Here is a 19,851-nt window from a genome sequence, read left to right as displayed (position 1 = left end):
GCCGCTTTCAATGCCGCTTTCTCAGCTGGGGTTGGGGTATAAACCGTGGTTTTGCCCGATTTCTTCACCGACTCGAGATCACGCAGGTTTTGTTGTTCTGCAATTTGGTTAGCGTATTTCGTTGCATCAACCATTGCACCTTCTAAGGTGGTACGCACATCCGCTGGCAAACCGTCCCAGAATTTCTTATTCACAATCACCGCATAACCCAAATAGCCGTGGCATAACCCAAATAGCCGTGGTTAGACAGGGTCAGGTGTTTTTGCACTTCGTGCATTTTTTGGGTGTAGAAGTTAGAAATTGGGTTTTCGGTGCCATCAACCACGCCAGTTTGCAAGGCTTGGTACACTTCGGAGAATGCCATCACCTGCGGCAAAGCACCCAAGGCGCGCACTTCTTCTTCCAAGACTTTGGAAGATTGAATCCGCATCTTCAGGCCTTTGAAATCAGCAGGGGCTTTCAAAGGTTTGTTGGCGGAGAAGGCTTTGAAACCGTTATCCCAAAACGCCAAACCGGTGATGCCTTTGGTTTGCAATTTACCCAGCAACTGTTTACCGACTGGGCCTTCGGTCACTTTATGCAGGTCTTTGTAATCGTCAAAGATATAAGGCAAATCAAAGACTTCGAATTCTTTCACACCCAATGGGCCGAATTTAGCCAAGCTGGGTGCCAACATTTGCACCGCACCTAATTGCAGGGCTTCCAGTTCTTCTTTGTCCTTATACAACTGGCTGTTTGGGTAGACTTGGACTTTCACTTTACCCTTGGTGCGCTCTTCAGCCAGCTTTTTGAAATGTTCAGCGGCTTTGCCTTTTGGGGTGTCTTGTGCCACCACATGGCTAAATTTGATGACAATTTCAGATGCCATCACCATCGGTGATGCCAACACGCCAACGGCCAAGGCCAGTGCACTTAACTTAAATTTCATCTTGCGTTCTCCTCTGTGAGATTTTGTTGTGCGATGGCTCAACCTTAGCTTGCTCTTGCCATGCTCGCTATTAGGGAATTCCGCATTAGGGAAAACCCTAATTGGGCACTATCGCGATACCGAGAAGCGACAAAATGGGCCATGATAGGCACAGCAATGAAGCACAAGAAGGCAAAACCAGAATGAAAAAGCCGTTAACGGGGCGTTGGTTATGGTGGGGACCAGCCTTCGCCGTGGTGGGGTTGTTGGTGTTATTTAGCTTATTGATTGCATTTAGCTTATTGATTGCACTGATTTATCGCGACACCCAAGACGAACGGCGTGATGGGCTAATTCAAGATATTTTGTGGTTAGAACAAACACTGCGCCTGCATTTTCAAAGCCATCAAGATTGGGCAGCGGCCATCGCACAAGATCTTGCTCGCGACAATATCAATGCCGTGCATTTCAAATCAGCCGCCCGTTTGTTGCTACGGGAAAACCGCGAACTGGTGCAAGTCGATTATCTCGATCCCAAACACCAATTGATTTGGCACGTCAGCCGTGTCAGTGATGAAGTCACCGCCAACGACAGCGCCAGCGAATTTGCCCAACAAGATGCCCTCGACAGTGGCCGTAAAATGCGTGGTGCTGCCTATAGCATTCTTTATTCGCCCATTCATAAACGCCCGTTGGTCGATATGGTGATGCCGATGTATCGCCACGGGGAATATGCTGGCACTGTACGGCTCACTTATGCGCTCAATGGTTTGCTCTACCATCATGTGCCGTGGTGGATTGCACAAAAATATCAAATCAGCATCGTCAATCTCGATGGCGCTGTGTTAGCCAGTAAATTCAATATTGGTGAACGCGCCGCCGCCTTAAGCCATGAAATTGACTTTACCCCCCCGGGGCATGGCCTACGCCTACGCGCCACCGCCTATCGTGTCGGATTGGGATTGAGTTTGCCCTTACTAGGTGGGGGGATGTTGTTATCATTGGTGTTTCTGCTGTTGAGCCTATGGCGCGTGCGGCAACATATCCGCCATCGGCAACAGGTCGAGGCGCATTTACGGGCAGAAATGGAGTTACGCGCTGCCATCGAAGACACCATGCAAAATGGCTTATTAGTCCTAGATGAACAGGGACGAATTGTGCGGGTCAACCGCGCCTTAGGTGATATGCTGGGGTATAGTCAAACCGAGTTGATCGGCGACGCACCGCCTTATCGTTTTGTTCATCCAGAACAATATCCCGCGTGGCACAGCGCGCTGAATGCCATTCAAGCTGGTGAAGTGCCAAAATTTGGTTTTGAATTGCGCTGTCAACATCGGCAAGGCGAGGCACTCGATATTCGTCTGTATGCCGCCCCGCTCCCACCACAAAGCCGTGGCCGAGGGGTGTGGTTGGCGTCGTGTTATGACATCACCGAATTAAAACGTAAACGGGAGGCAATTCAGCTGGCGCATAGTCGGTTAGAAAATACCGCCCGTTTGGTGGCATTGGGCGAAATGGCATCGAGTTTGGCACACGAGCTTAACCAGCCTTTGGCTGCAATCACCACGTATTCCAAAGGTTCGCTGCGGCTATTAGAACAAGAAGCAGGCCATACTAAACTGCGTGAACCGTTGGAAAAAATGGTGGCGCAATCACAACGGGCAGCGGATATGATTCGTGGCATTCGGGGATTTGTGAAAAAACGGGCGCCCCGTTTGCAACTCAGCGAGCCGGCCCGTGTCATTCAATCGGCGTTAACCCTGACCCACTCCTTGCTCACGGAACGAAAAGTGCAAGTTGACACTCGATTGGATGCCGTTCCTGCCTTAGAAATGGATCCGGTGTTAATTGAACAAGTGTTAGTGAATCTATTACGCAATGCCATTGATGCGGTCAGTGCAACAGCACAACAGGAACGGCGGGTGCATGTTGCCAGTTATGTCGAGGCCGACCATTGGCGAGTCGAAGTCGCCGACAATGGCCCAGGTTTGAGCACAGAAGCACGGCAACAGTTGTTTACGCCATTTTTTACCAGTAAAGAAGAAGGCATGGGCATGGGCCTAAATATCTGTCGTTCAATTATTGAACACCATCGCGGCCAATTTGCCTTGTATGACCTTGATTGCCTACCCAACTGTGGTTTAGGCGGGGCTTGTTTTTATTTCACCTTGCCACTACAAGCAAACACCACCGAGCCATGCCAAAGCACAGCAACGGCATGTTAAAATTATTTTTTGCCCACCCCTTTTGGAGTAAAACCTGAATGAGCGCCTCTTTGTTTGCCGCCGTCGAAATGGCCCCTCGCGATCCTATCCTCGGCTTAACCGAAGCGTTTAATGCCGATACCCGCAGCACCAAAGTCAATTTGGGCGTAGGCGTGTATTACGACGACAACGGCAAAATTCCGCTGTTGGCCGCAGTCAAAACCGCCGAAGAAGCGCGTCTGAAAGCCGCCCCACCGCGTGGCTATCAGCCTATCGAAGGCAATGCCGCCTACAACACGGCGGTGCAAAATCTGTTATTTGGTACCGGTTCTGAATTAGCCACCTCTGGCCGTGTGGTGACTGCACAAGCCTTGGGTGGGACAGGTGCCTTGAAAATTGGTGCTGATTTCCTCAAACGCCTGAATGCCGATGCCACCGTGTATATCAGCGATCCTTCTTGGGAAAATCACCGCGCTTTGTTTGAAGCGGCAGGTTTCCCTGTTGATACCTATCCCTACTACGATGCTGAAACTCGTGGTGTGAACTTTGAAGGCATGAAAGCCAAATTGTTGGCGATGGCCCCCGGTTCGGTGGTGATTCTGCATGCTTGCTGCCACAACCCAACTGGCGCCGATTTAAGCGATGCCCAGTGGGATGAAGTGGTTGAGGCTTGCCGTGAGCGTGGTTTGGTGCCGTTCTTGGATATGGCTTATCAAGGTTTTGCGGATGGCATCGATGCAGATGCTGTGGCTGTGCGTGCTTTCTCAGCATCGGGCTTGCAATTCTTTGTCTCTAGCTCGTTCTCGAAGAGCTTCTCTTTATATGGCGAGCGCGTTGGCGCCTTGTCGATCATCACCGCAGACAAAGAAGAAGCCGGCCGCGTGTTGTCGCAGCTGAAACGCGTCATTCGTACCAACTACTCCAACCCACCCATTCACGGTGGTGCAGTGGTGGCTGCGGTGTTGGGTAGCAGCGAACTGCGTCAAATGTGGGAAGATGAATTAGCCGGTATGCGTGATCGTATCCGTGCCATGCGTAGCAGCTTGGTCGAAAAACTGGCAGCTAAGGGCGTGAATCAAGACTTCTCGTTCGTGGTGAAACAACGCGGCATGTTCTCGTACACCGGTTTAACCTCGGCACAAGTCGATGTGTTACGCAATGAATTTGGCATCTATGCCGTCGGCACTGGCCGCATTTGCTTGGCTGCTTTGAATAGCAACAACATCGATGCGGTGGCTGACGCTATCGCCGCTGTCGTGAAATAATTTTTCACTCGCGCAGTCATCACACCGCCGGCATAGTCTGGCGGTGTTTTTTTATGCAAAACAAGGCGACAACGCCGAAAAAATACACTATGTAGAGAAAGGAGCCTTTGTTTAGATTCGCCATTTGCTTTTGAGAGGAGTTGACGCCATGCCTAGTTATTTTTCTCGCCAAGCGTATTTCAACGATACGGTGATGCTCACGCTGACTCATGGCCATGCCAATACGTGGACACTTGATGTCATCCACGCCTTTCAACAGCAGTTAAGCGAGTTACAACACCAGATTAGCGAACCCGATGCACCGTGGCGGGTGTTGATTATTACTGGCGCGGGTGAACGCTATTTCTCGGCGGGTGCCGACCTCGATCAGTTGGCACAACAAAACCAAAGCGAGCGTCAAGCAAGCCATGCCGCTTTTGCTGAGTTATTACAACAACTGTTGCAATTCCCCCTGCCAACGATTGCCGCTATCAATGGCTATGCACTGGGTTGGGGATTAGATTGGGCATTGGCGTGTGATGTCTGTGTTGCAGAAACACCGGCCCGCTTAGGCTATCCCGAAGTCACCCACGGTTTAACGCCCTACTTTGCTTCGGCCTTACTGGCTAGGCGGGTCAGTCCCATTTGGCAACAACGTTTGATGATCAGTGGACAAACAATCAGCAGCCAGATGGCGCAACACATTGGGCTGATTGAAGAGAAAGTGGAGAGCGGGTGCGCCAAAATTGCCGCACTGAGCTTGGCACAAGAATGGCGGCAAGGTGCACCGCATTTACAGCGCCAGCTCAAACAACAATCGCTCAACACCATGCCTGCGTTTCACCTGCTGTTTAATGCGTGGCCTGAATCACCACAAGAGGCAGAACAAGGCCTGCAAGCCTATCAGCAAAGGATGGCACCGTGGTGGCGGGAAACAGACGATTAAAGCCATCACCGCACAAAACAAAAACCCCAGTCAGCAATGACTGGGGTTTGTGTTCTTGGCTCCTCGACCTGGGCTCGAACCAGGGACCTACGGATTAACAGTCCGGCGCTCTACCGACTGAGCTATCGAGGAACAGATGCGTTGCATCGAGGAGGCGAATAATAGAGTAACCCGCCTCCGTTGTCAACAGGGGATCAACAAAAAGTTCATCCCCTTTTTCGCTTAGCCTTGCGTTTCGACTTGCACCAACGGTGTGGCAGTTGTCGCGGCTGCGTTTGGACGCGCCACATCGCGGCGGCGCACCACATTTGCCGGTACAGGCTCAACCATCACCACAGCAGGCGCAACCGAGGTTTCCACTTGCTGCAAGGCAGCAGGCGCACTGGCCGAGGCAGGTGCCGTAAACCACTGTGCTCGAGCTGCACGCCAGCCAGCGGTGGGTGCTGGTGCTGGTGCTGGTGCTGGTGCTGGTGCTGGTGCAACAGGCTCCGGCATTGCCTCAACCGCCGCAACAGCTGCCACAGGTGTATTGACCGCTTCTGGGACCGTCACTGCTGCAACTGTCTCAACCTCCACCACCGGCTGGGGTTCGCTGACCTCGGCAACCACTGATGCCACAGGTTCAATCACCGCAGGTGTCTCCATCACAACCGGCGTGACAACTTCTACCGGAGCCGGTGCGGGAACCGGTGCAGGCAGTGGCTGTTCCACCATTGGGGTAGATTCCACCACCACAGGGGCAGGCGCAACAACAACGGGAGTAGATTCAACTTGCGTTGCCACCGGTGTTGTTTCAATTTGCGCCATCACAGGAGCCGCTACCACAACCGCAGGCGGCGTAGGTTCGACAACCACGGCCGGCGCGGTTTCTACTACCGGCGGCGTTACCACAGGCTCAACCACGGCAACAGGGGCAGGGGCTTCCTCTACTGCTGGGGGTAAATCAGCCGTGGTGCTCATCACCGGTGCCGGTGCTGCAACAACTTCAGCCACAGGGGTAGGGACGGGCACGGGCACGACAACCGGAGCGGGTTCAACCACAGGCGCCACAACGGGTGTTGCGACCACCGGAGCAGGTGCAGGTGCTGCCGGCGCGGCTTCAACCACAGTCGGTGCCACCACTACATTAGTCGGCACAACGGGGGCTGTTGCTACCACCGGCGTTGCCGCAGATTCTTCAGCCGCCACCGTAGTTTGGTTTTGTGCATCGTCACGACGCTCACCACGGCGATTACGACGGCGACGGTTTGGCCGTTCGCGTGTTTCCTCAACCCGTTCTTCATGCTCTGGTGGCAAATCGGCAGTGGTCATGGCCATCATCGGCGCAGGGGCAGGTGTTACCACCGCTTCAGGTGCGGTATTAGCAGCTTGAGCCGCTGGTACAGGGTTAGGCTCACGACGAGGACGACGACGTTCGCGCGGTGCTTCCACCATATCGGCCGCTTCTTGCTCGACTCGTGGCGCGCGACGGTCGGTTTGACGTGGTTCACGCGGCTCTTTGGTCTCTTGCGGCGTACGACTTTCGATAGCAGGAGAAGGTGGCCGACGGCGTGATTCGCGCGTTGGTTCTTCTGCTACTGGCGCAGCGACGGGACGCTCTGGCCGTGGTGGGCGGGCAGCAGGCGCTGGACGACGAGGCTCTCGGCGGGGCGGCGGTTCGCGCTTCACTGGCTCAGCAACCGGCGGTGCAACCACCACCGGCGCCGGCGCGGGGCTACCTTTAAACCACGCCACAATGCGGTCGATCAAACCCATGGGTTGTGGCGCAGGGACGGGAGTCGGTGCAGGGGCAGGCGCAGCAGCAGCCTGATCGCGGCTAGAAATTGGCGCAGGTTGATCGGGAGTAATCCCTTGCACTGCTGCTTGTTGTCGCGCTGGCCGTTCACGCTCTTGGGTATAGCTAGTAGCAAGAGATTCGATTGGCTTGGCGGCACGGCGATAGCTCGGCAGATTGTCTTCCGCCTCGTTCATTTCATCTTGGCGAATGCGCGAGATTTGATAATTCGGTGTTTCCAAATGCATATTCGGAATCAACACCACACTGACGCGCAAGCGTGCTTCAATGCCAAACAATTCCGCCCGTTTTTCATTCAGTAAGAAAGTCGCGACATCCACCGGCACTTGAGCATGCACCGCCAAGCTATGGTCTTTCATCGCTTCTTCTTGAATGATGCGCAGAATGTGTAAGGCAGACGATTCGGTGCCACGAATAAAACCGGTGCCATGACAACGCGGACAAGGCATGTGGCTGGTTTCACCGAGGGAAGGTTGCAGGCGTTGACGCGACAATTCCAGCAGGCCAAAACGGGACAGTTTGCCCATTTGCACCCGCGCCCGATCGGTTTTCAGCGCGTCTTTTAAGCGGTTTTCCACTTCGCGCTGATTTTTTGGGTTGTCCATGTCGATAAAGTCGATCACGATCAAACCACCTAAATCGCGCAAACGTAACTGACGTGCAATCTCTTCCGCCGCTTCCAAATTGGTATTGAGCGCGGTGGTTTCGATGTCGGCGCCTTTGGTTGCCCGTGCCGAGTTGACATCCACCGACACCAAAGCTTCGGTATGGTCAATCACAATCGCCCCGCCAGACGGCAAACCCACTTGGCGCGAATAGGCGGTTTCGATTTGGTGTTCGATTTGGAAACGCGAGAACAACGGCACATCATCATGGTACAAGCGCACCCGTGCCACATTACCCGGCATGACATGGCTCATAAATTGGCGTGCTTGTTCGTACACTTCTTCGGTGTCGATCAAAATTTCGCCAATATCAGGCTGGAAATAATCGCGAATGGCGCGGATGACCAAGCTACCTTCTTGATAAATCAAGAAGGGTGCTGGCTGTGCGCCAGCAGCGCCTTCAATCGCACTCCACAGTTGCAAGAGATAGTTTAAATCCCACTGCAATTCTTCGAGCGAACGACCAATACCGGCGGTGCGGGCAATCAGGCTCATGCCACGCGGCGTGGACAGCTGGCTCATCAACTCGCGCAGTTCGTTGCGCTCTTCGCCTTCAATCCGGCGCGACACACCACCGCCACGCGGATTGTTTGGCATCAACACCAAATAACGACCGGCCAAGCTGATATAGGTGGTCAGGGCCGCGCCTTTGTTGCCACGCTCGTCTTTTTCCACTTGGACGATCAGTTGCATGCCTTCGGATAACACATCCTGAATGCGTGCATCACGACCAGCATCTTGGGTATGGAAATAGGCGCGAGAGATTTCTTTGAACGGTAGAAAACCGTGGCGTTCAGAACCGTAATCGACAAAACACGCTTCTAGCGAAGGCTCGATACGGGTAATGATTGCTTTATAAATGTTGCCTTTTTTTTGTTCTTTGCCGACGGTTTCAATATCTAAATCAACCAGTTTTTGTCCATCGACAATCGCCACTCGCAGTTCTTCTGCTTGAGTAGCATTAAATAACATACGTTTCATCATGTGTTCCTTGCGCGACACACACGCAAGGACGCAGCGAGTATTTGACACGTTCTGTTTCCGTTCAGAACGATAGATCGATCAAAAGATTTTCAGTAACAGACAATAAAGAGCAGGATCGAGGGTAATTTAGCGAGCCGCCAGCCTTGTTCACAGTTTTTTTGGGCTATGGCGCAGGGCTTCAACGCGGGGACTATTCCTATGTTGGGTCAAACTTTGCTGCAATGCCCTTGTCGATTCAAGACAGGGGACGGAAATCTCGTGAGTGCGTGTCGCGTGTAAATGCTTTACCATCGCTGCTTTTCGGTGAGCGAATACAACCGAGAACTGCCTAAACGATCACAATGAAGTTGGCAGGCCAAAGCATCAGGTCGATGAAACCGGAGGGAAAACCACTCTGTCATCGCCGGCTTTGTGTCGAGGTGTCGGCAGTTCTTGCATCATTGTGCATCACCCCAACCGCCAGATCGCGGTTTGCTTTTTTGCCGCGCCAACAGGGCAAAGGCAAGCAAAAGCCAACGAAGTATAAGCAAGATGACCCTCATAAGCAAAGACTCTGTCACATTGTTGACACTTGATGACAACGATGCCGGACAACGCATCGATAACTTTTTACTGCGCCACCTCAAAGGGGTGCCAAAAAGTCATGTCTATCGCATCCTCCGCAGCGGTGAAGTCCGCGTCAATAAAGGCCGAATTGATGCGAGTTATCGTCTCAATGCCGGCGATATTGTCAGAATTCCGCCGGTGCGCGTGGCCGAACGCAGCCAAACTGGCCCTATCGCGCCAGCCCAACAATTTGCCGTGGTTTTTGAAGATGACGCTTTATTGGTCATCAACAAACCAGCCGGCGTCGCCGTGCATGGCGGGTCGGGGGTGTCGTTTGGTGTGATTGAACAATTGCGTTCAGCCCGCCCTGAAAGCCACTTTTTAGAGTTAATCCATCGCCTCGACCGTGAAACTTCGGGTTTGTTGATGATTGCGAAAAAGCGCAGTTGTTTGGTGAAAATGCACGAAGTGATGCGTGGCCCACGCATTGATAAACGCTATTTGGCGTTGGCCTGTGGTCAATGGCCCGCTAAGCTAAAAGATGTGACCTTACCGTTGCATAAGTATTTGCTGCCAGATGGTGAGCGGCGGGTGCAGGTACAGAGTGATGGCAAAGCCGCCCATACCCGTTTTCGGATTGTGCAACCTTATGGTGATTTTACCTTGGTCGAAGCGCAGTTAAAAACTGGCCGTACCCACCAAATTCGGGTTCACATGCAATCCTCTGGCTATCCGATTGCAGGGGATGATAAATATGGCGATTTTTCTCTCAACAAACAGCTCGCCAAACAAGGACTGAAGCGGATGTTCCTTCATGCCGCCCGTCTGCAACTCAAACATCCACTGACTGATGAGCTGTTGGTGCTTGAAGCGCCGCTGCCTGATGATTTAAGCCGTTTCTTAACCGAGTTACAGCCATGATTGCCTCTCAATTTCGCCTTGTAGTGTTCGATTGGGATGGAACCTTGATGGACTCCACCGCCCACATCACCCGTTCGATTCAACTGGCTTGTCAAGATTTAGGCTTGCCCATTCCCTCGCGTGAGCGCGCCAGCCACGTGATTGGGTTGGGATTGGTTGATGCACTACAACATGCTTGCCCCGAACTTAAACCAACACAGTACGCTGAGATGGTCGCAGCGTACCGCCATCATTATTTGGCACGCGATACCGAAGTGGCATTATTTGATGGCGTGGAAGCCGCTTTGGCGCATTACCAACAACAACCAGATATTTTTCTGGCGGTTGCCACAGGGAAAAGCCGGATGGGATTGGATCGCGTGTTAAATAGCACCGGCTTAGACCGCGTGTTTCATGCCACGCGGACAGTGGACGAATGCCAATCTAAACCTCATCCACAGATGTTGTTAGAGTTGATGGCTTATTTCGCGGTTGATGCAACAGAAACGGTGATGATTGGTGATACCACACATGATTTATTGATGGCCCAACACGCGAACACCCACGGTATTGGCATTGCCTCTGGTGCACATCCTGCCGATGCCCTACAACAGACACAGCCACTGGCTTGTTTTTCTTCTTTTGTTGAGTGTGACCAATGGCTACGCCCTCGGCTCAGTGGCTCTGCAGCAGCGACAATCTAAGCGAGGGTGGGCTTGGCGTGCGCTTTGAAGTCGCAGGACAAGCTGCTTTTGCCATTCGCTATCAAGGCCATGTGTATGCCTACTTAAATCAGTGTCGGCATATTCCGGTTGAAATGGATTATCGTGATGGTGATTTTTTTGATTTATCAAAACACTATCTTATCTGTGCGCTACATGGTGCGACTTATCAACCAGACACCGGATTATGTGTGCGAGGGCCATGCCGTGGCAGCCGGTTACACTCGGTCAAGGTTGAAGAACGTGATGGGCAGGTCTATCTGGTACCGCCCGCTTGCAATGGAGAGAATTCGCAATGAATGACCCAAATTGGGAACGCAGTGTATTAGAACGGGTGGCGCTGGCCGCCGTTACCGAACAACGCCGTGCCCGTCGGTGGCAAATTTTCTTTCGTTTTGTGTGGCTGAGTTTGATTGCTTTGCTGGTATTTAGCAGTCTGTTTGGTACCAAACCAGAACACCTTGCCAGCAGCATCAACGGCCACACGGCGCTGATTCGTTTGGAAGGGGCGATTTCCAGCGAAAACCAAACCGCCGACTATCTGATTGAAGGCCTCGACAGCGCCTATCAAGACAGCAACACCAAAGGCATTATCATCCAAGCCAACAGTCCAGGCGGCAGCCCTGTATTGTCAGGCCGCGTCTTTGATGAAATCCGCCGCCAGCGACAAAAACACCCTGAAATTCCAGTGCATGTAGTGGTTGAAGAAGTCTGTGCCTCCGGTTGTTATTACATTGCCAGTGCTGCTGATAAAATTTTTGTGGATAAGGCCAGCATTATCGGTTCGATCGGGGTGTTGTCCGATGGCTTTGGCTTTACTGAAGCGATGGCGAAATTAGGCGTGGAACGTCGCTTGCAAACCGCCGGCAACAACAAAGCCTTGGGTGATCCGTTTTCCCCAAGCAAAGAGAGCGATCAACAATGGCGGCAACAACTGTTAAATGGCATTCACAACCAGTTTATTCAGGCGGTGAAACAAGGTCGCGGCCAGCGTTTACGCAACGATCCTGATTTATTCAGTGGTTTGGTGTGGTTGGGAGAGCAAAGCATTCCGCTGGGATTGGCAGACGGCTATGGCAGTGTACAATCGGTGGCCCGCGATGTGATTAAAGCGGAGGAAGTGGTCGATTTTTCACCTCGTGGTGATTTAGCAGACCGCTTTGCAAAACGCTTTGGTGTCGAATTTAGCAGTGGTGTGCACAGCTATCTAAACCAGCTATTCAGCCCACAATTGCGTTAATCGTTGTTTGAGGAGATCCAACATGGCCCGCCGTCGTCAAAACACGGAAGAACACGAAAACCTAGAACGGTGGATGGTGTCGTATGCCGACTTTGTCACCTTGTTATTTGCGTTCTTTGTGGTGATGTATGCCATCTCCTCGGTCAACGAAGGCAAATATAAAGAATTATCGGCGGCAGTGATTTCAGCGTTTCGTGATGGTTCGATTACCCCGACGGTGCTGCAACAAACCGGACAAGCGGCCAACTCGATGGTGGCGATTGAAGACCCTAAAACCATTGCCGAGCATGTCAAAAGCAATACGGAAATCGAACGCCAAGAGCGCATTGCACGGCTAAACCGTGCGCTGTTAGCCGCCCTCGACCCGTTAGTAAAAACAGGCCAAGTCAAAGTCACTCAAGACAAATTTTCAATCGCGGTAGAAATCAACGACAGTGCGCTGTTTGAATCGGGGCGCGCACTGCCACGCGGCATGTCGGCAGACATTTTAGGGCAAGTCGGGCAAATCCTCGCCAATGACGACCACCCCGTGCGAGTCGAAGGTTTTTCCGACAACATCCCGATCAGCACGGCCTTATATCCGTCGAACTGGGAACTGTCAGCCGCACGCGCCGGCAGTATTGTGCGGCTGTTCCAAGAAAGCGGTGTGCCCCCTGCTCGTTTAGTGGCGATTGGCCGCGCCGAGACACGACCGATTTCGGATAATCAAACGGCAGAAGGCCGCGCTAAAAACCGCCGCGTTGCGATCAGTATTCTGCTCGATCGCCGCAATGACAGCTCGGTGCCGATTGATGCCCTCAGCAGCGTTGACCGCAGTGAATAACCTCTTTTCTTTTTTTTGATTGTATTGCGATGAGCATGCTTTATTCTTTGCTGCGTCCCTTGCTGTTTCGTTTAGATCCTGAGCAAGCGCATGAAGTCAGCCTCAATGGGCTGCGCTTTTGTAATAACTATGGTCTTGACGCCCTGTTTGGTTCACGTCCAGCACCGCTGCCGATTGAAGTAATGGGCATGACTTTCCCTAATCCAGTCGGGATTGGCGCAGGGTTAGATAAAAATGGCGAGTATATTGATGCCTTAGCTGGCTTGGGTTTTGGCTTTATCGAAGTTGGTACAGTGACGCCAAAACCACAGGCAGGGAACGATAAACCACGCCTGTTCCGCTTTCCGGGGGCAGATGCCATCATCAACCGCATGGGGTTTAATAATCACGGTGTGGATGCACTGCTGGAAAACCTGAAAAAGACCCGCTATCGCGGTATTTTGGGAATTAATATCGGTAAAAACGCCACCACGCCGATTGAAGCAGCGGTTGATGATTACCTGATTTGTATGAATAAGGTGTACCCCTACGCCAGTTATATCACCATCAACATTTCTTCACCGAATACCAAAGGTCTGCGCGATCTGCAAAATGAAGCAGCCTTATCGGTGTTGCTGTCTCAGCTCAAAATGCGTCAGTTAGAGTTGGCCGATCAGACGGGCCGTTATGTGCCGTTGGTCGTAAAAATTGCCCCCGATTTGACCACCGAGGCGATTGCAGGGATAGCGAAATTATTTATTGAACATCGGATTGATGGTGTGATTGCCACCAATACCACCTTATCTCGTGATGGTTTAATGCACCTCCCGGGGGCAGAACAACAAGGTGGGATGAGTGGGGCACCGCTGAATAGCAAATCAACACTGGTGATTCGCGAATTGGCATTGCAGCTCGAAGGCGCAGTGCCGATTATCGGTGTCGGCGGGATCACTCGCGGCGGGGATGCGTGGGAAAAAATTGATGCCGGTGCCAGCTTAGTTCAAATCTACAGTGGCTTGATTTTCCGAGGTCCCGTGTTGGTTAACGAATGTGTCGAAGCTGCCCGCCCCTTCTTGGCTGAACTCGAGGCCAAACGACAACAACAACGGGCCCTGTGGCAACACGCCCGCGCCGAGGCAGAAGCAGCACGGCTAGCAGCCGAGGCACAAGCGGCCGCCGAAGCAGAAAAAGCAAAACAACAGACGTCTTCTTAAAACACCCCATCTAGCCGCTGCCAGCGGCCTTGACTGAGACGTTCTAATGGCTGGAAGTTGGTCTTATACGCCATCTTCCGGCATTCCTGCACCCAATACCCAAGATAGAGATAGGGCAAACGCAAGCGGCGGCACAGTTCGATTTGCCACAGTACGTTGTAAGTGCCAAAACTCGCATTCGCTGGTTGAGGATCGAAAAAGGTATATACCGCCGACAGACCATCGTCTAAACGATCAATCAAACTGACCATACGCAAGGTTTGATCTGGCTCACGAAACACTGCCAACCAGCTTTCCATCGTACTTTTCAGAATAAAGTCGCTGTATTGTTGGCGATCGTCTTCCGCCATGCTACCGCCATCATGCCGAGCCTGTTGATAGCGGTTGTAGAGCTGATAATGTTCTTCATCAAAATGCAGATTGTGCAGTTGGGCCTGTAGCGGCTGATGCCGCCGCCACAATTTGCGCTGGGTACGACTGGGTTCAAATTCTGCCACCGGCACCCGCACCGAGATACATTTCACACAGTCATCACAATAGGGCCGGTAAATAAAATAGCCGCTGCGACGAAAACCACTGCGTACCAGTTGGCTATAGGTGTGGACGTCCATGCCATCGCTTGGCACCGCGACTTGTGAACGCGCCATGTGGTCGGCCAAATAGCTGCACGGATAGGGTGCGGTGGAATAAAAATGTAGGCTGGTTAAGCGATCAGGGGCACGATGGGTCATGAGCGAATTCCTTTTCCCACAGGCCAGCAGGCGCTTCCTGTTGTGTGGCAGTCGCAAGATGTTGCAAAAAACTGGCCCGAGGGATTAAACGTCCCCCCATACGGGCTAAATGAGGGGTGTAGATTTGACAATCTATCAACGAAAAACCGGCGTGTTGTAAATGCTCGGCCAGACAAACTAATGCTAGCTTAGATGCGTCTGGTCGCAATGAAAACATCGATTCTCCGTAAAACATGCGCCCAATCGCCACCCCATACAAACCGCCGACACGCTCGCCATCCATCCATGTTTCCACCGAATGGGCATACCCAAGGCGATGCAACTCGGTGTAAGTCGCGATCATCTGCGGGGTAATCCAAGTGCCATCTTGCCCTGGGCGCGGCATTGCGGCACAAGCGCGCATCACCGCCGGAAAGTCGGTATCAAACGTCACCCGCCACGGCCGGTTACGGCGTACTTTAACCAAGGCACGGGATAGATGCAGTTCGTCGGTATACAACACCATTCTTGGATCGGGAGACCACCAAAGAATCGGCTCACCGGCAGAATACCAAGGAAAAATCCCTTGCTGATAAGCGCGCAGTAAAGTCGTAGGCGACAGCGCCCCTCCGGCCGCCAACAAGCCATTTGGCTGTGTTAAAGCCCGCTCGGGCGAAGGGAAAGGCGCCTCAGGCGACAAAAACGGAATCATGTCGCGTTGTTTTGCAAGTGCTCACAGTTGGTCTTGGTACATTCTGCGTACAGATACATCGCGTGCTCTTGAATGCGAAAACCATGCTTAGCCGCGACTTTGTCTTGCAAAGCTTCAATTTCTGCATCAAAGAACTCCACCACACGCCCACATTGCACACAAACCAGATGATCGTGGTGATGGCCTTGATTGAGCTCATATACCGCTTTGCCGGTTTCAAAATGATGTCGAGTTAAGATGCCAGCTTGTTCAAACTGGGTCAGCACTCGATACACCGTCGCTAAACCAACGTCGATATTTTCTAGCAGCAACTGACGATAGACATCTTCTGCCGACATATGACGCAGTTCAGAGGTTTCAAAAAGGTTTAAAATCTTAAGCCGAGGGCCAGTTGCTTTTAAACCAATGTCTTTAAGATGATGAGCTGGGTTCATAACGAGTGTGTCGCAAAGTCAAATCATTCGGTTATGATACAGCCCTTCACCGCCAGTTGCCTAATCACAGGCAGGCGCCCATGCTGTTGCACAGGACTGTCATGCGAATTTTACTTTCTGTTTGCCTTGCCGCTGTACTTGGCGGCTGCAGTATCTCTCAGCTACCTAATTGGTTATCGCCACACGCGATTGATATCCAACAGGGTAATGCCATCACGCAAGACCAAGTTGATAAACTGCGTCCCGGTATGACGCGGCAACAGGTACAAGCGATTGTCGGCACGCCGTTGTTAAAAGATATGTTCCATGCCAATCGTTGGGACTACACCTATCAGCACTATCATAAGCATCAGTTGATTGGCAATGCCCATCTGACTTTGTACTTCAAAGGCGATGTTTTAGAACGGATTGAAGGTCAAGCTTTGCCAGACAACAAAAAGCGTGAAGACACCAACACGCCCCAATCCTGATCTTAATTTTTCTTTTTGAGCTGTGAGAAAATTGTTTATGCAACGTCGTATTGTGATTGCAGGTAGCAGTGGCCGCATGGGACGGACCCTGATTGAAGCGGTATTTAGCCATCCCGAAGCGGTCTTACATGGCGCGTTAGAGCGCAGTGGCAGTGAATTTATTGGTCACGATGCCGGGATGTTGGTCGGTCAACCTTGCGGTGTATTGATTTCTGATGATATTGACGCGGTATTGGCTGGGGCAGATGTCCTGATCGACTTCACTCGTCCCGAAGCCAGTTTGAGCTATCTGGCAGCGTGCCAGCGCCATCAGGTACAGCTGATTTTAGGAACCACTGGGTTTGATGATGCCGGTAAAACGGCGATCCGTGCCGCTGCCGAACAGATTGGCATTGTGTTTGCGCCAAACTTCTCGGTTGGGGTCAATCTGACTTTCAAACTGTTGGAAATGGCGGCCAAGGTATTAAACGAGGGCTACGATATTGAAATCATCGAAGCCCATCACCGCCACAAAGTCGATGCCCCATCTGGCACCGCCCTGCGGATGGGCGAGGTGATTGCTGATACTTTAGGCCGTGATTTGAAAGCATGTGCAGTGTATGGCCGTGAGGGTGTCACTGGTGAACGTGATCCCAATACCATCGGCTTTGCCACCGTGCGCGCTGGCGATGTGGTCGGTGACCACACCGCGTTGTTTGCCACCGTCGGCGAACGGGTGGAAATCACCCACAAAGCATCAAGCCGCATGACCTTTGCCAGTGGCGCTGTCCGCGCCGCACAATGGCTAGCAGATAAGCCGCACGGTTTATTTGATATGCAGGATGTGTTGGGTTTGCGCTGATTGTTCTCTTTGTCTCGCAGTAGGCGCTTTGCCCTTGGCTTGTTGTTATTCTTGCTAATCAACAGTGCCTATTTGCTGCTCATTGATACCGCTTCCCTGCCACGCCATGCTGTCAGCGACATTGTGTGGCAACTACGGCTGCCGCGTTTGCTGACAGCCATCAGTGTCGGGGCGATCTTGGCGGTATGTGGTACTGCCATGCAAGCCCAATTTCGCAACCCATTAGCCGATCCAGGGTTGGTCGGTGTCGCAGGCGGGGCGGGGTTGGGCGCGGCGTTGGCGATTGCCCTGCATAGTCCAGCGGCGGTGGTCGCTATTGCAGCTTTTGCCGGTGCGCTAGGGGCTAATGTGCTGGCACAATTTCTCAACCAACAACAGCAACCGCAGTATCTCCTGTTAGCCGGTGTTGCCATTAATGCCTTGAGTGGGGCAATTTTAGCGGTGCTGTTTAGTCTGGTACCCGATCCGATTTTACGCAGTATCCAATTCTGGTTGTTAGGCAGTTTTGCCTATACCTCATTACCACAAGCGGTGGCGCTATGCAGCCTCAGCTTGGTGGTGGGTGGCTATTTCTTACGCTGCGCCACCGCACTGAATGTGCTGCTGCTGGGCGCAGCACAGGCCTACGCACTCGGTTTGGATGTCAAACGAGAACAGCAGCGACTTAATTTGGTGGTGGCCTGTGGCGTGGGTGGTGCAGTGGCGATGACAGGCATGGTCGGTTTTATCGGGCTGATGGTGCCACACATCCTACGCCGCTGTGGTATCGGACATCACCGCCAGTTAATTCCACTGGCGGCGCTTGCCGGCGCCGGTCTTGCTCTAGCTGCCGATAGTGTGGCGCAGTACAGCGCCCCACCGCTGGATTTACCGGTTGGCGCAATGACCAGCCTCGCCGGTGCGCCGTTCTTTCTCTACCTACTGCGCCAGCAACAACGACCATGCTAAGTTGTCATGCCTTAAGTCTCGATCACCGGTTACATGATATCAATGGCACATGGCCGACCGGCCAAGTGACCGCCATTTTGGGGCGCAATGGCGCTGGTAAATCGAGTTTGTTACATCTGCTTGCTGGGTTGTTAACCCCCACTCGCGGCAGCGTTACCTTGCATCAGCGACCACTACACGATTATCCCTCGGCCACACTGGCACGACACCGCGCACTGATGTTGCAAGATTCGACCCCCATTCTTGGATTAACAGTGGCAGAAGTATTAGAAACCGCCACCTTTGCCACGCGCCGCCCACCTGCGCCGCAACAAATTGACCGCTTACTCACCGAGTTAGATCTCACCCCGCTCCGACAACGTTTACATCAACATCTGTCAGGGGGTGAGCGCGCCAAGGTGGCATTTGCACATGCGGTGTTACAGCTGCGCTGTTCGGATGTTACGCCGCGCTATTTGTTGTTAGATGAACCCTGCGCCGCCCTCGATCTAGCCGCCCAACAACAGCTATTGCAGTATTGTCAGCAACTGGCACAACAAGAACAGATTGGGGTGGTGATGGTGCTGCACGATCTCAACCAAGCCATGCGGCATGCTGATGTAGTATGGCTATTGCAAAACGGTCGCTTAGTCGATACAGGCCCACCGCAAACCTGTTTAACCGCCGCACAAATTCATGCCATTTGGCAACAAGAAGTTGTCCTGCTGCCCCATCCCCACCCACCACACCGGCCAATTATCGTGCCCACACAGACGCTTTCAGCCTAAAAAAGGCGCTGTGCTAAAATGGCTGCCGTATCGTATTCCTAATCATTTGAGGACAACATGGCAGGTCATTCTAAGTGGGCCAATATCCAACACCGCAAAGGCCGTCAGGATGCAAAACGCGGACAAATTTTCACCCGTTTGATTAAAGAGATTACCGTTGCCGCCAAAATGGGCGGCGGTGATGCGGCAATCAACCCTCGCTTGCGTTTGGCTGTCGATAAAGCACTCGATGCCAATATGCCAAAAGATAATATTCAACGGGCAATTGATCGTGGCACCGGCAATTTAGAAGGGGTGAACTACGAAGAAATGCGCTACGAGGGATATGGCATTGGCGGTGCGGCGGTGATGGTAGATTGTCTGACCGATAACAAAACCCGTACCGTAGCCGATGTGCGTCATGCGTTTAGCAAACATGGTGGCAACCTCGGCACCGATGGCTGTGTAGCCTTCCAATTTACCCATTGTGGTTACCTCATCTTTGCCCCTGGTATCAATGAAGACGCGCTGATGGAAGCGGCGTTAGAGGCCGGTGCGGATGATGTGATTAACCATGAAGATGGTTCGTTAGAGGTCATCACTCCACCCTATGACTTTGTCAACATTCGTGAGACATTAGAAAAGGCTGGCTTTAAAGCCGAGATGGGCGAAGTCACCATGCGGGCTCAGAATGACACAGAGCTAGAAGGCGATGATGCTGTCAAAATGCAGAAACTTTTAGACGCCTTAGAAAGTCTGGACGATGTGCAAGAGGTCTATACCTCTGCCGTGTTTGACCAAGCCTAATTGTCGATTGAATT

General features: G+C 52.4%; 19 protein-coding genes, 1 tRNA gene and 1 pseudogene. 14 read left to right on the top strand and 7 right to left on the bottom strand.

What is annotated here, in order from left to right; translation table 11 throughout:
- Together G465_RS16460 and G465_RS13375 are read right to left on the bottom strand one after the other, a co-directional pair.
- Positions 1-194: pseudogene (locus G465_RS16460) on the bottom strand (C4-dicarboxylate ABC transporter); the annotation flags it as partial.
- 2 nt (positions 195-196) lie between these two features.
- On the bottom strand, positions 197-928 hold the full coding sequence (locus G465_RS13375; RefSeq protein ID WP_373277220.1) for a DctP family TRAP transporter solute-binding subunit: 732 nt from the start codon (positions 926-928) through the stop codon (positions 197-199).
- 134 nt (positions 929-1,062) lie between these two features.
- On the opposite strand from G465_RS13375, the gene G465_RS0103850 reads away from it, so the two are divergent.
- The 3 genes from G465_RS0103850 (at position 1,063) to G465_RS13370 (ending at position 5,301) form a co-directional block, all read left to right on the top strand.
- A complete protein-coding gene (locus G465_RS0103850; protein WP_022653168.1) occupies positions 1,063-3,132 on the top strand; it encodes a sensor histidine kinase in 2,070 nt (689 codons plus the stop codon).
- 38 nt (positions 3,133-3,170) lie between these two features.
- Entirely contained in the window at positions 3,171-4,376 is a 1,206-nt protein-coding gene (locus G465_RS0103845; RefSeq protein ID WP_022653167.1) for an amino acid aminotransferase, read from the top strand.
- A 148-nt stretch (positions 4,377-4,524) separates the two neighbouring features.
- Positions 4,525-5,301, top strand: coding sequence for an enoyl-CoA hydratase-related protein (locus tag G465_RS13370; RefSeq protein WP_022653166.1), 777 nt, complete (start codon positions 4,525-4,527; stop codon positions 5,299-5,301).
- Between the two features lie 56 nt (positions 5,302-5,357).
- Here G465_RS13370 and G465_RS0103835 read toward each other — a convergent pair.
- Positions 5,358-5,433: transfer RNA gene (locus tag G465_RS0103835), tRNA-Asn, on the bottom strand.
- Positions 5,434-5,523: 90 nt separating this feature from the next.
- The gene (locus tag G465_RS13365) at positions 5,524-8,742 is read right to left on the bottom strand and encodes an Rne/Rng family ribonuclease (protein WP_022653165.1); all 3,219 of its coding nucleotides are present in this window, start codon (positions 8,740-8,742) and stop codon (positions 5,524-5,526) included.
- A 534-nt stretch (positions 8,743-9,276) separates the two neighbouring features.
- Here G465_RS13365 and rluC point away from each other — a divergent pair.
- From rluC to G465_RS13360, 6 genes are read left to right on the top strand one after another with little or no spacing between them, the layout of a single operon-like run.
- A complete protein-coding gene (gene rluC, locus G465_RS0103825; RefSeq protein ID WP_022653164.1) occupies positions 9,277-10,212 on the top strand; it encodes a 23S rRNA pseudouridine(955/2504/2580) synthase RluC in 936 nt (311 codons plus the stop codon).
- Positions 10,209-10,895 (top strand): HAD family hydrolase, encoded by a 687-nt coding sequence (locus G465_RS0103820; RefSeq protein ID WP_022653163.1) that lies wholly within the window; start codon positions 10,209-10,211, stop codon positions 10,893-10,895. The genes rluC and G465_RS0103820 overlap by 4 nt, the downstream gene beginning before the upstream one ends.
- Positions 10,850-11,212 carry a Rieske (2Fe-2S) protein gene (locus G465_RS0103815; protein ID WP_022653162.1) on the top strand — a complete coding sequence of 121 codons (363 nt, stop codon included), beginning with the start codon at positions 10,850-10,852 and terminating at the stop codon, positions 11,210-11,212. The genes G465_RS0103820 and G465_RS0103815 overlap by 46 nt, the downstream gene beginning before the upstream one ends.
- Positions 11,209-12,153: a S49 family peptidase gene (locus G465_RS0103810; protein WP_022653161.1), complete on the top strand. Its 945-nt coding sequence runs from the start codon at positions 11,209-11,211 to the stop codon at positions 12,151-12,153. Before G465_RS0103815 ends, G465_RS0103810 begins: the two co-directional genes overlap by 4 nt.
- A 22-nt stretch (positions 12,154-12,175) precedes the next feature.
- Positions 12,176-12,976 carry a flagellar motor protein MotD gene (motD, locus tag G465_RS0103805; protein ID WP_022653160.1) on the top strand — a complete coding sequence of 267 codons (801 nt, stop codon included), beginning with the start codon at positions 12,176-12,178 and terminating at the stop codon, positions 12,974-12,976.
- Between the two features lie 35 nt (positions 12,977-13,011).
- Positions 13,012-14,169 (top strand): quinone-dependent dihydroorotate dehydrogenase, encoded by a 1,158-nt coding sequence (locus G465_RS13360; RefSeq protein ID WP_022653159.1) that lies wholly within the window; start codon positions 13,012-13,014, stop codon positions 14,167-14,169.
- Here G465_RS13360 and G465_RS0103790 read toward each other — a convergent pair.
- From G465_RS0103790 to fur, 3 genes are read right to left on the bottom strand one after another with little or no spacing between them, the layout of a single operon-like run.
- A complete protein-coding gene (locus G465_RS0103790) occupies positions 14,166-14,900 on the bottom strand; it encodes an arginyltransferase (protein WP_022653158.1) in 735 nt (244 codons plus the stop codon). The two genes, G465_RS13360 and G465_RS0103790, sit on opposite strands and share 4 nt — an antisense overlap.
- On the bottom strand, positions 14,881-15,591 hold the full coding sequence (gene aat / locus G465_RS0103785) for a leucyl/phenylalanyl-tRNA--protein transferase (protein WP_022653157.1): 711 nt from the start codon (positions 15,589-15,591) through the stop codon (positions 14,881-14,883). The genes G465_RS0103790 and aat overlap by 20 nt, the downstream gene beginning before the upstream one ends.
- Positions 15,588-16,025 carry a ferric iron uptake transcriptional regulator gene (gene fur / locus G465_RS13355; RefSeq protein ID WP_022653156.1) on the bottom strand — a complete coding sequence of 146 codons (438 nt, stop codon included), beginning with the start codon at positions 16,023-16,025 and terminating at the stop codon, positions 15,588-15,590. The genes aat and fur overlap by 4 nt, the downstream gene beginning before the upstream one ends.
- A 101-nt stretch (positions 16,026-16,126) precedes the next feature.
- Here fur and G465_RS13350 point away from each other — a divergent pair, with 101 nt between their 5' ends.
- Genes G465_RS13350 through G465_RS0103755 form a run of 5 tightly spaced genes read left to right on the top strand, consistent with a single transcriptional unit; the run spans position 16,127 to position 19,837 of the window.
- Positions 16,127-16,495 (top strand): outer membrane protein assembly factor BamE, encoded by a 369-nt coding sequence (locus G465_RS13350; protein WP_022653155.1) that lies wholly within the window; start codon positions 16,127-16,129, stop codon positions 16,493-16,495.
- Positions 16,496-16,532: 37 nt separating this feature from the next.
- The gene (gene dapB, locus G465_RS0103770; RefSeq protein ID WP_022653154.1) at positions 16,533-17,336 is read left to right on the top strand and encodes a 4-hydroxy-tetrahydrodipicolinate reductase; all 804 of its coding nucleotides are present in this window, start codon (positions 16,533-16,535) and stop codon (positions 17,334-17,336) included.
- 9 nt (positions 17,337-17,345) lie between these two features.
- On the top strand, positions 17,346-18,284 hold the full coding sequence (locus tag G465_RS13345) for a FecCD family ABC transporter permease (RefSeq protein ID WP_162138805.1): 939 nt from the start codon (positions 17,346-17,348) through the stop codon (positions 18,282-18,284).
- The gene (locus tag G465_RS13340; protein ID WP_022653152.1) at positions 18,278-19,051 is read left to right on the top strand and encodes an ATP-binding cassette domain-containing protein; all 774 of its coding nucleotides are present in this window, start codon (positions 18,278-18,280) and stop codon (positions 19,049-19,051) included. Before G465_RS13345 ends, G465_RS13340 begins: the two co-directional genes overlap by 7 nt.
- A 57-nt stretch (positions 19,052-19,108) precedes the next feature.
- A complete protein-coding gene (locus G465_RS0103755) occupies positions 19,109-19,837 on the top strand; it encodes a YebC/PmpR family DNA-binding transcriptional regulator (RefSeq protein WP_022653151.1) in 729 nt (242 codons plus the stop codon).
- Positions 19,838-19,851 lie beyond the last annotated feature (14 nt).

Source organism: Aquaspirillum serpens DSM 68, from assembly GCF_000420525.1.
In the GTDB taxonomy this organism is placed as follows: Bacteria; Pseudomonadota; Gammaproteobacteria; order Burkholderiales; family Aquaspirillaceae; genus Aquaspirillum; species Aquaspirillum serpens.
This window is presented reverse-complemented; position numbering and strand designations above follow the sequence as displayed.

Excerpts from the sequence above, each read along its gene's own strand:
- G465_RS13360 (WP_022653159.1), top strand. The coding sequence starts at position 13,012 with ATGCTTTATTCTTTGCTGCGTCCCTTGCTGTTTCGTTTAGATCCTGAG.
- motD (WP_022653160.1), top strand. The coding sequence starts at position 12,176 with ATGGCCCGCCGTCGTCAAAACACGGAAGAACACGAAAACCTAGAACGG.
- fur (WP_022653156.1), bottom strand. The coding sequence starts at position 16,025 with ATGAACCCAGCTCATCATCTTAAAGACATTGGTTTAAAAGCAACTGGC.
- dapB (WP_022653154.1), top strand. The coding sequence starts at position 16,533 with ATGCAACGTCGTATTGTGATTGCAGGTAGCAGTGGCCGCATGGGACGG.
- G465_RS0103790 (WP_022653158.1), bottom strand. The coding sequence starts at position 14,900 with ATGACCCATCGTGCCCCTGATCGCTTAACCAGCCTACATTTTTATTCC.
- G465_RS0103755 (WP_022653151.1), top strand. The coding sequence starts at position 19,109 with ATGGCAGGTCATTCTAAGTGGGCCAATATCCAACACCGCAAAGGCCGT.
- G465_RS13365 (WP_022653165.1), bottom strand. The coding sequence starts at position 8,742 with ATGAAACGTATGTTATTTAATGCTACTCAAGCAGAAGAACTGCGAGTG.
- aat (WP_022653157.1), bottom strand. The coding sequence starts at position 15,591 with ATGATTCCGTTTTTGTCGCCTGAGGCGCCTTTCCCTTCGCCCGAGCGG.
- G465_RS13375 (WP_373277220.1), bottom strand. The coding sequence starts at position 928 with ATGAAATTTAAGTTAAGTGCACTGGCCTTGGCCGTTGGCGTGTTGGCA.
- G465_RS0103810 (WP_022653161.1), top strand. The coding sequence starts at position 11,209 with ATGAATGACCCAAATTGGGAACGCAGTGTATTAGAACGGGTGGCGCTG.
- G465_RS13340 (WP_022653152.1), top strand. The coding sequence starts at position 18,278 with ATGCTAAGTTGTCATGCCTTAAGTCTCGATCACCGGTTACATGATATC.
- G465_RS0103820 (WP_022653163.1), top strand. The coding sequence starts at position 10,209 with ATGATTGCCTCTCAATTTCGCCTTGTAGTGTTCGATTGGGATGGAACC.
- G465_RS0103850 (WP_022653168.1), top strand. The coding sequence starts at position 1,063 with ATGGGCCATGATAGGCACAGCAATGAAGCACAAGAAGGCAAAACCAGA.
- G465_RS0103815 (WP_022653162.1), top strand. The coding sequence starts at position 10,850 with ATGGCTACGCCCTCGGCTCAGTGGCTCTGCAGCAGCGACAATCTAAGC.
- rluC (WP_022653164.1), top strand. The coding sequence starts at position 9,277 with ATGACCCTCATAAGCAAAGACTCTGTCACATTGTTGACACTTGATGAC.
- G465_RS13350 (WP_022653155.1), top strand. The coding sequence starts at position 16,127 with ATGCGAATTTTACTTTCTGTTTGCCTTGCCGCTGTACTTGGCGGCTGC.
- G465_RS0103845 (WP_022653167.1), top strand. The coding sequence starts at position 3,171 with ATGAGCGCCTCTTTGTTTGCCGCCGTCGAAATGGCCCCTCGCGATCCT.
- G465_RS13370 (WP_022653166.1), top strand. The coding sequence starts at position 4,525 with ATGCCTAGTTATTTTTCTCGCCAAGCGTATTTCAACGATACGGTGATG.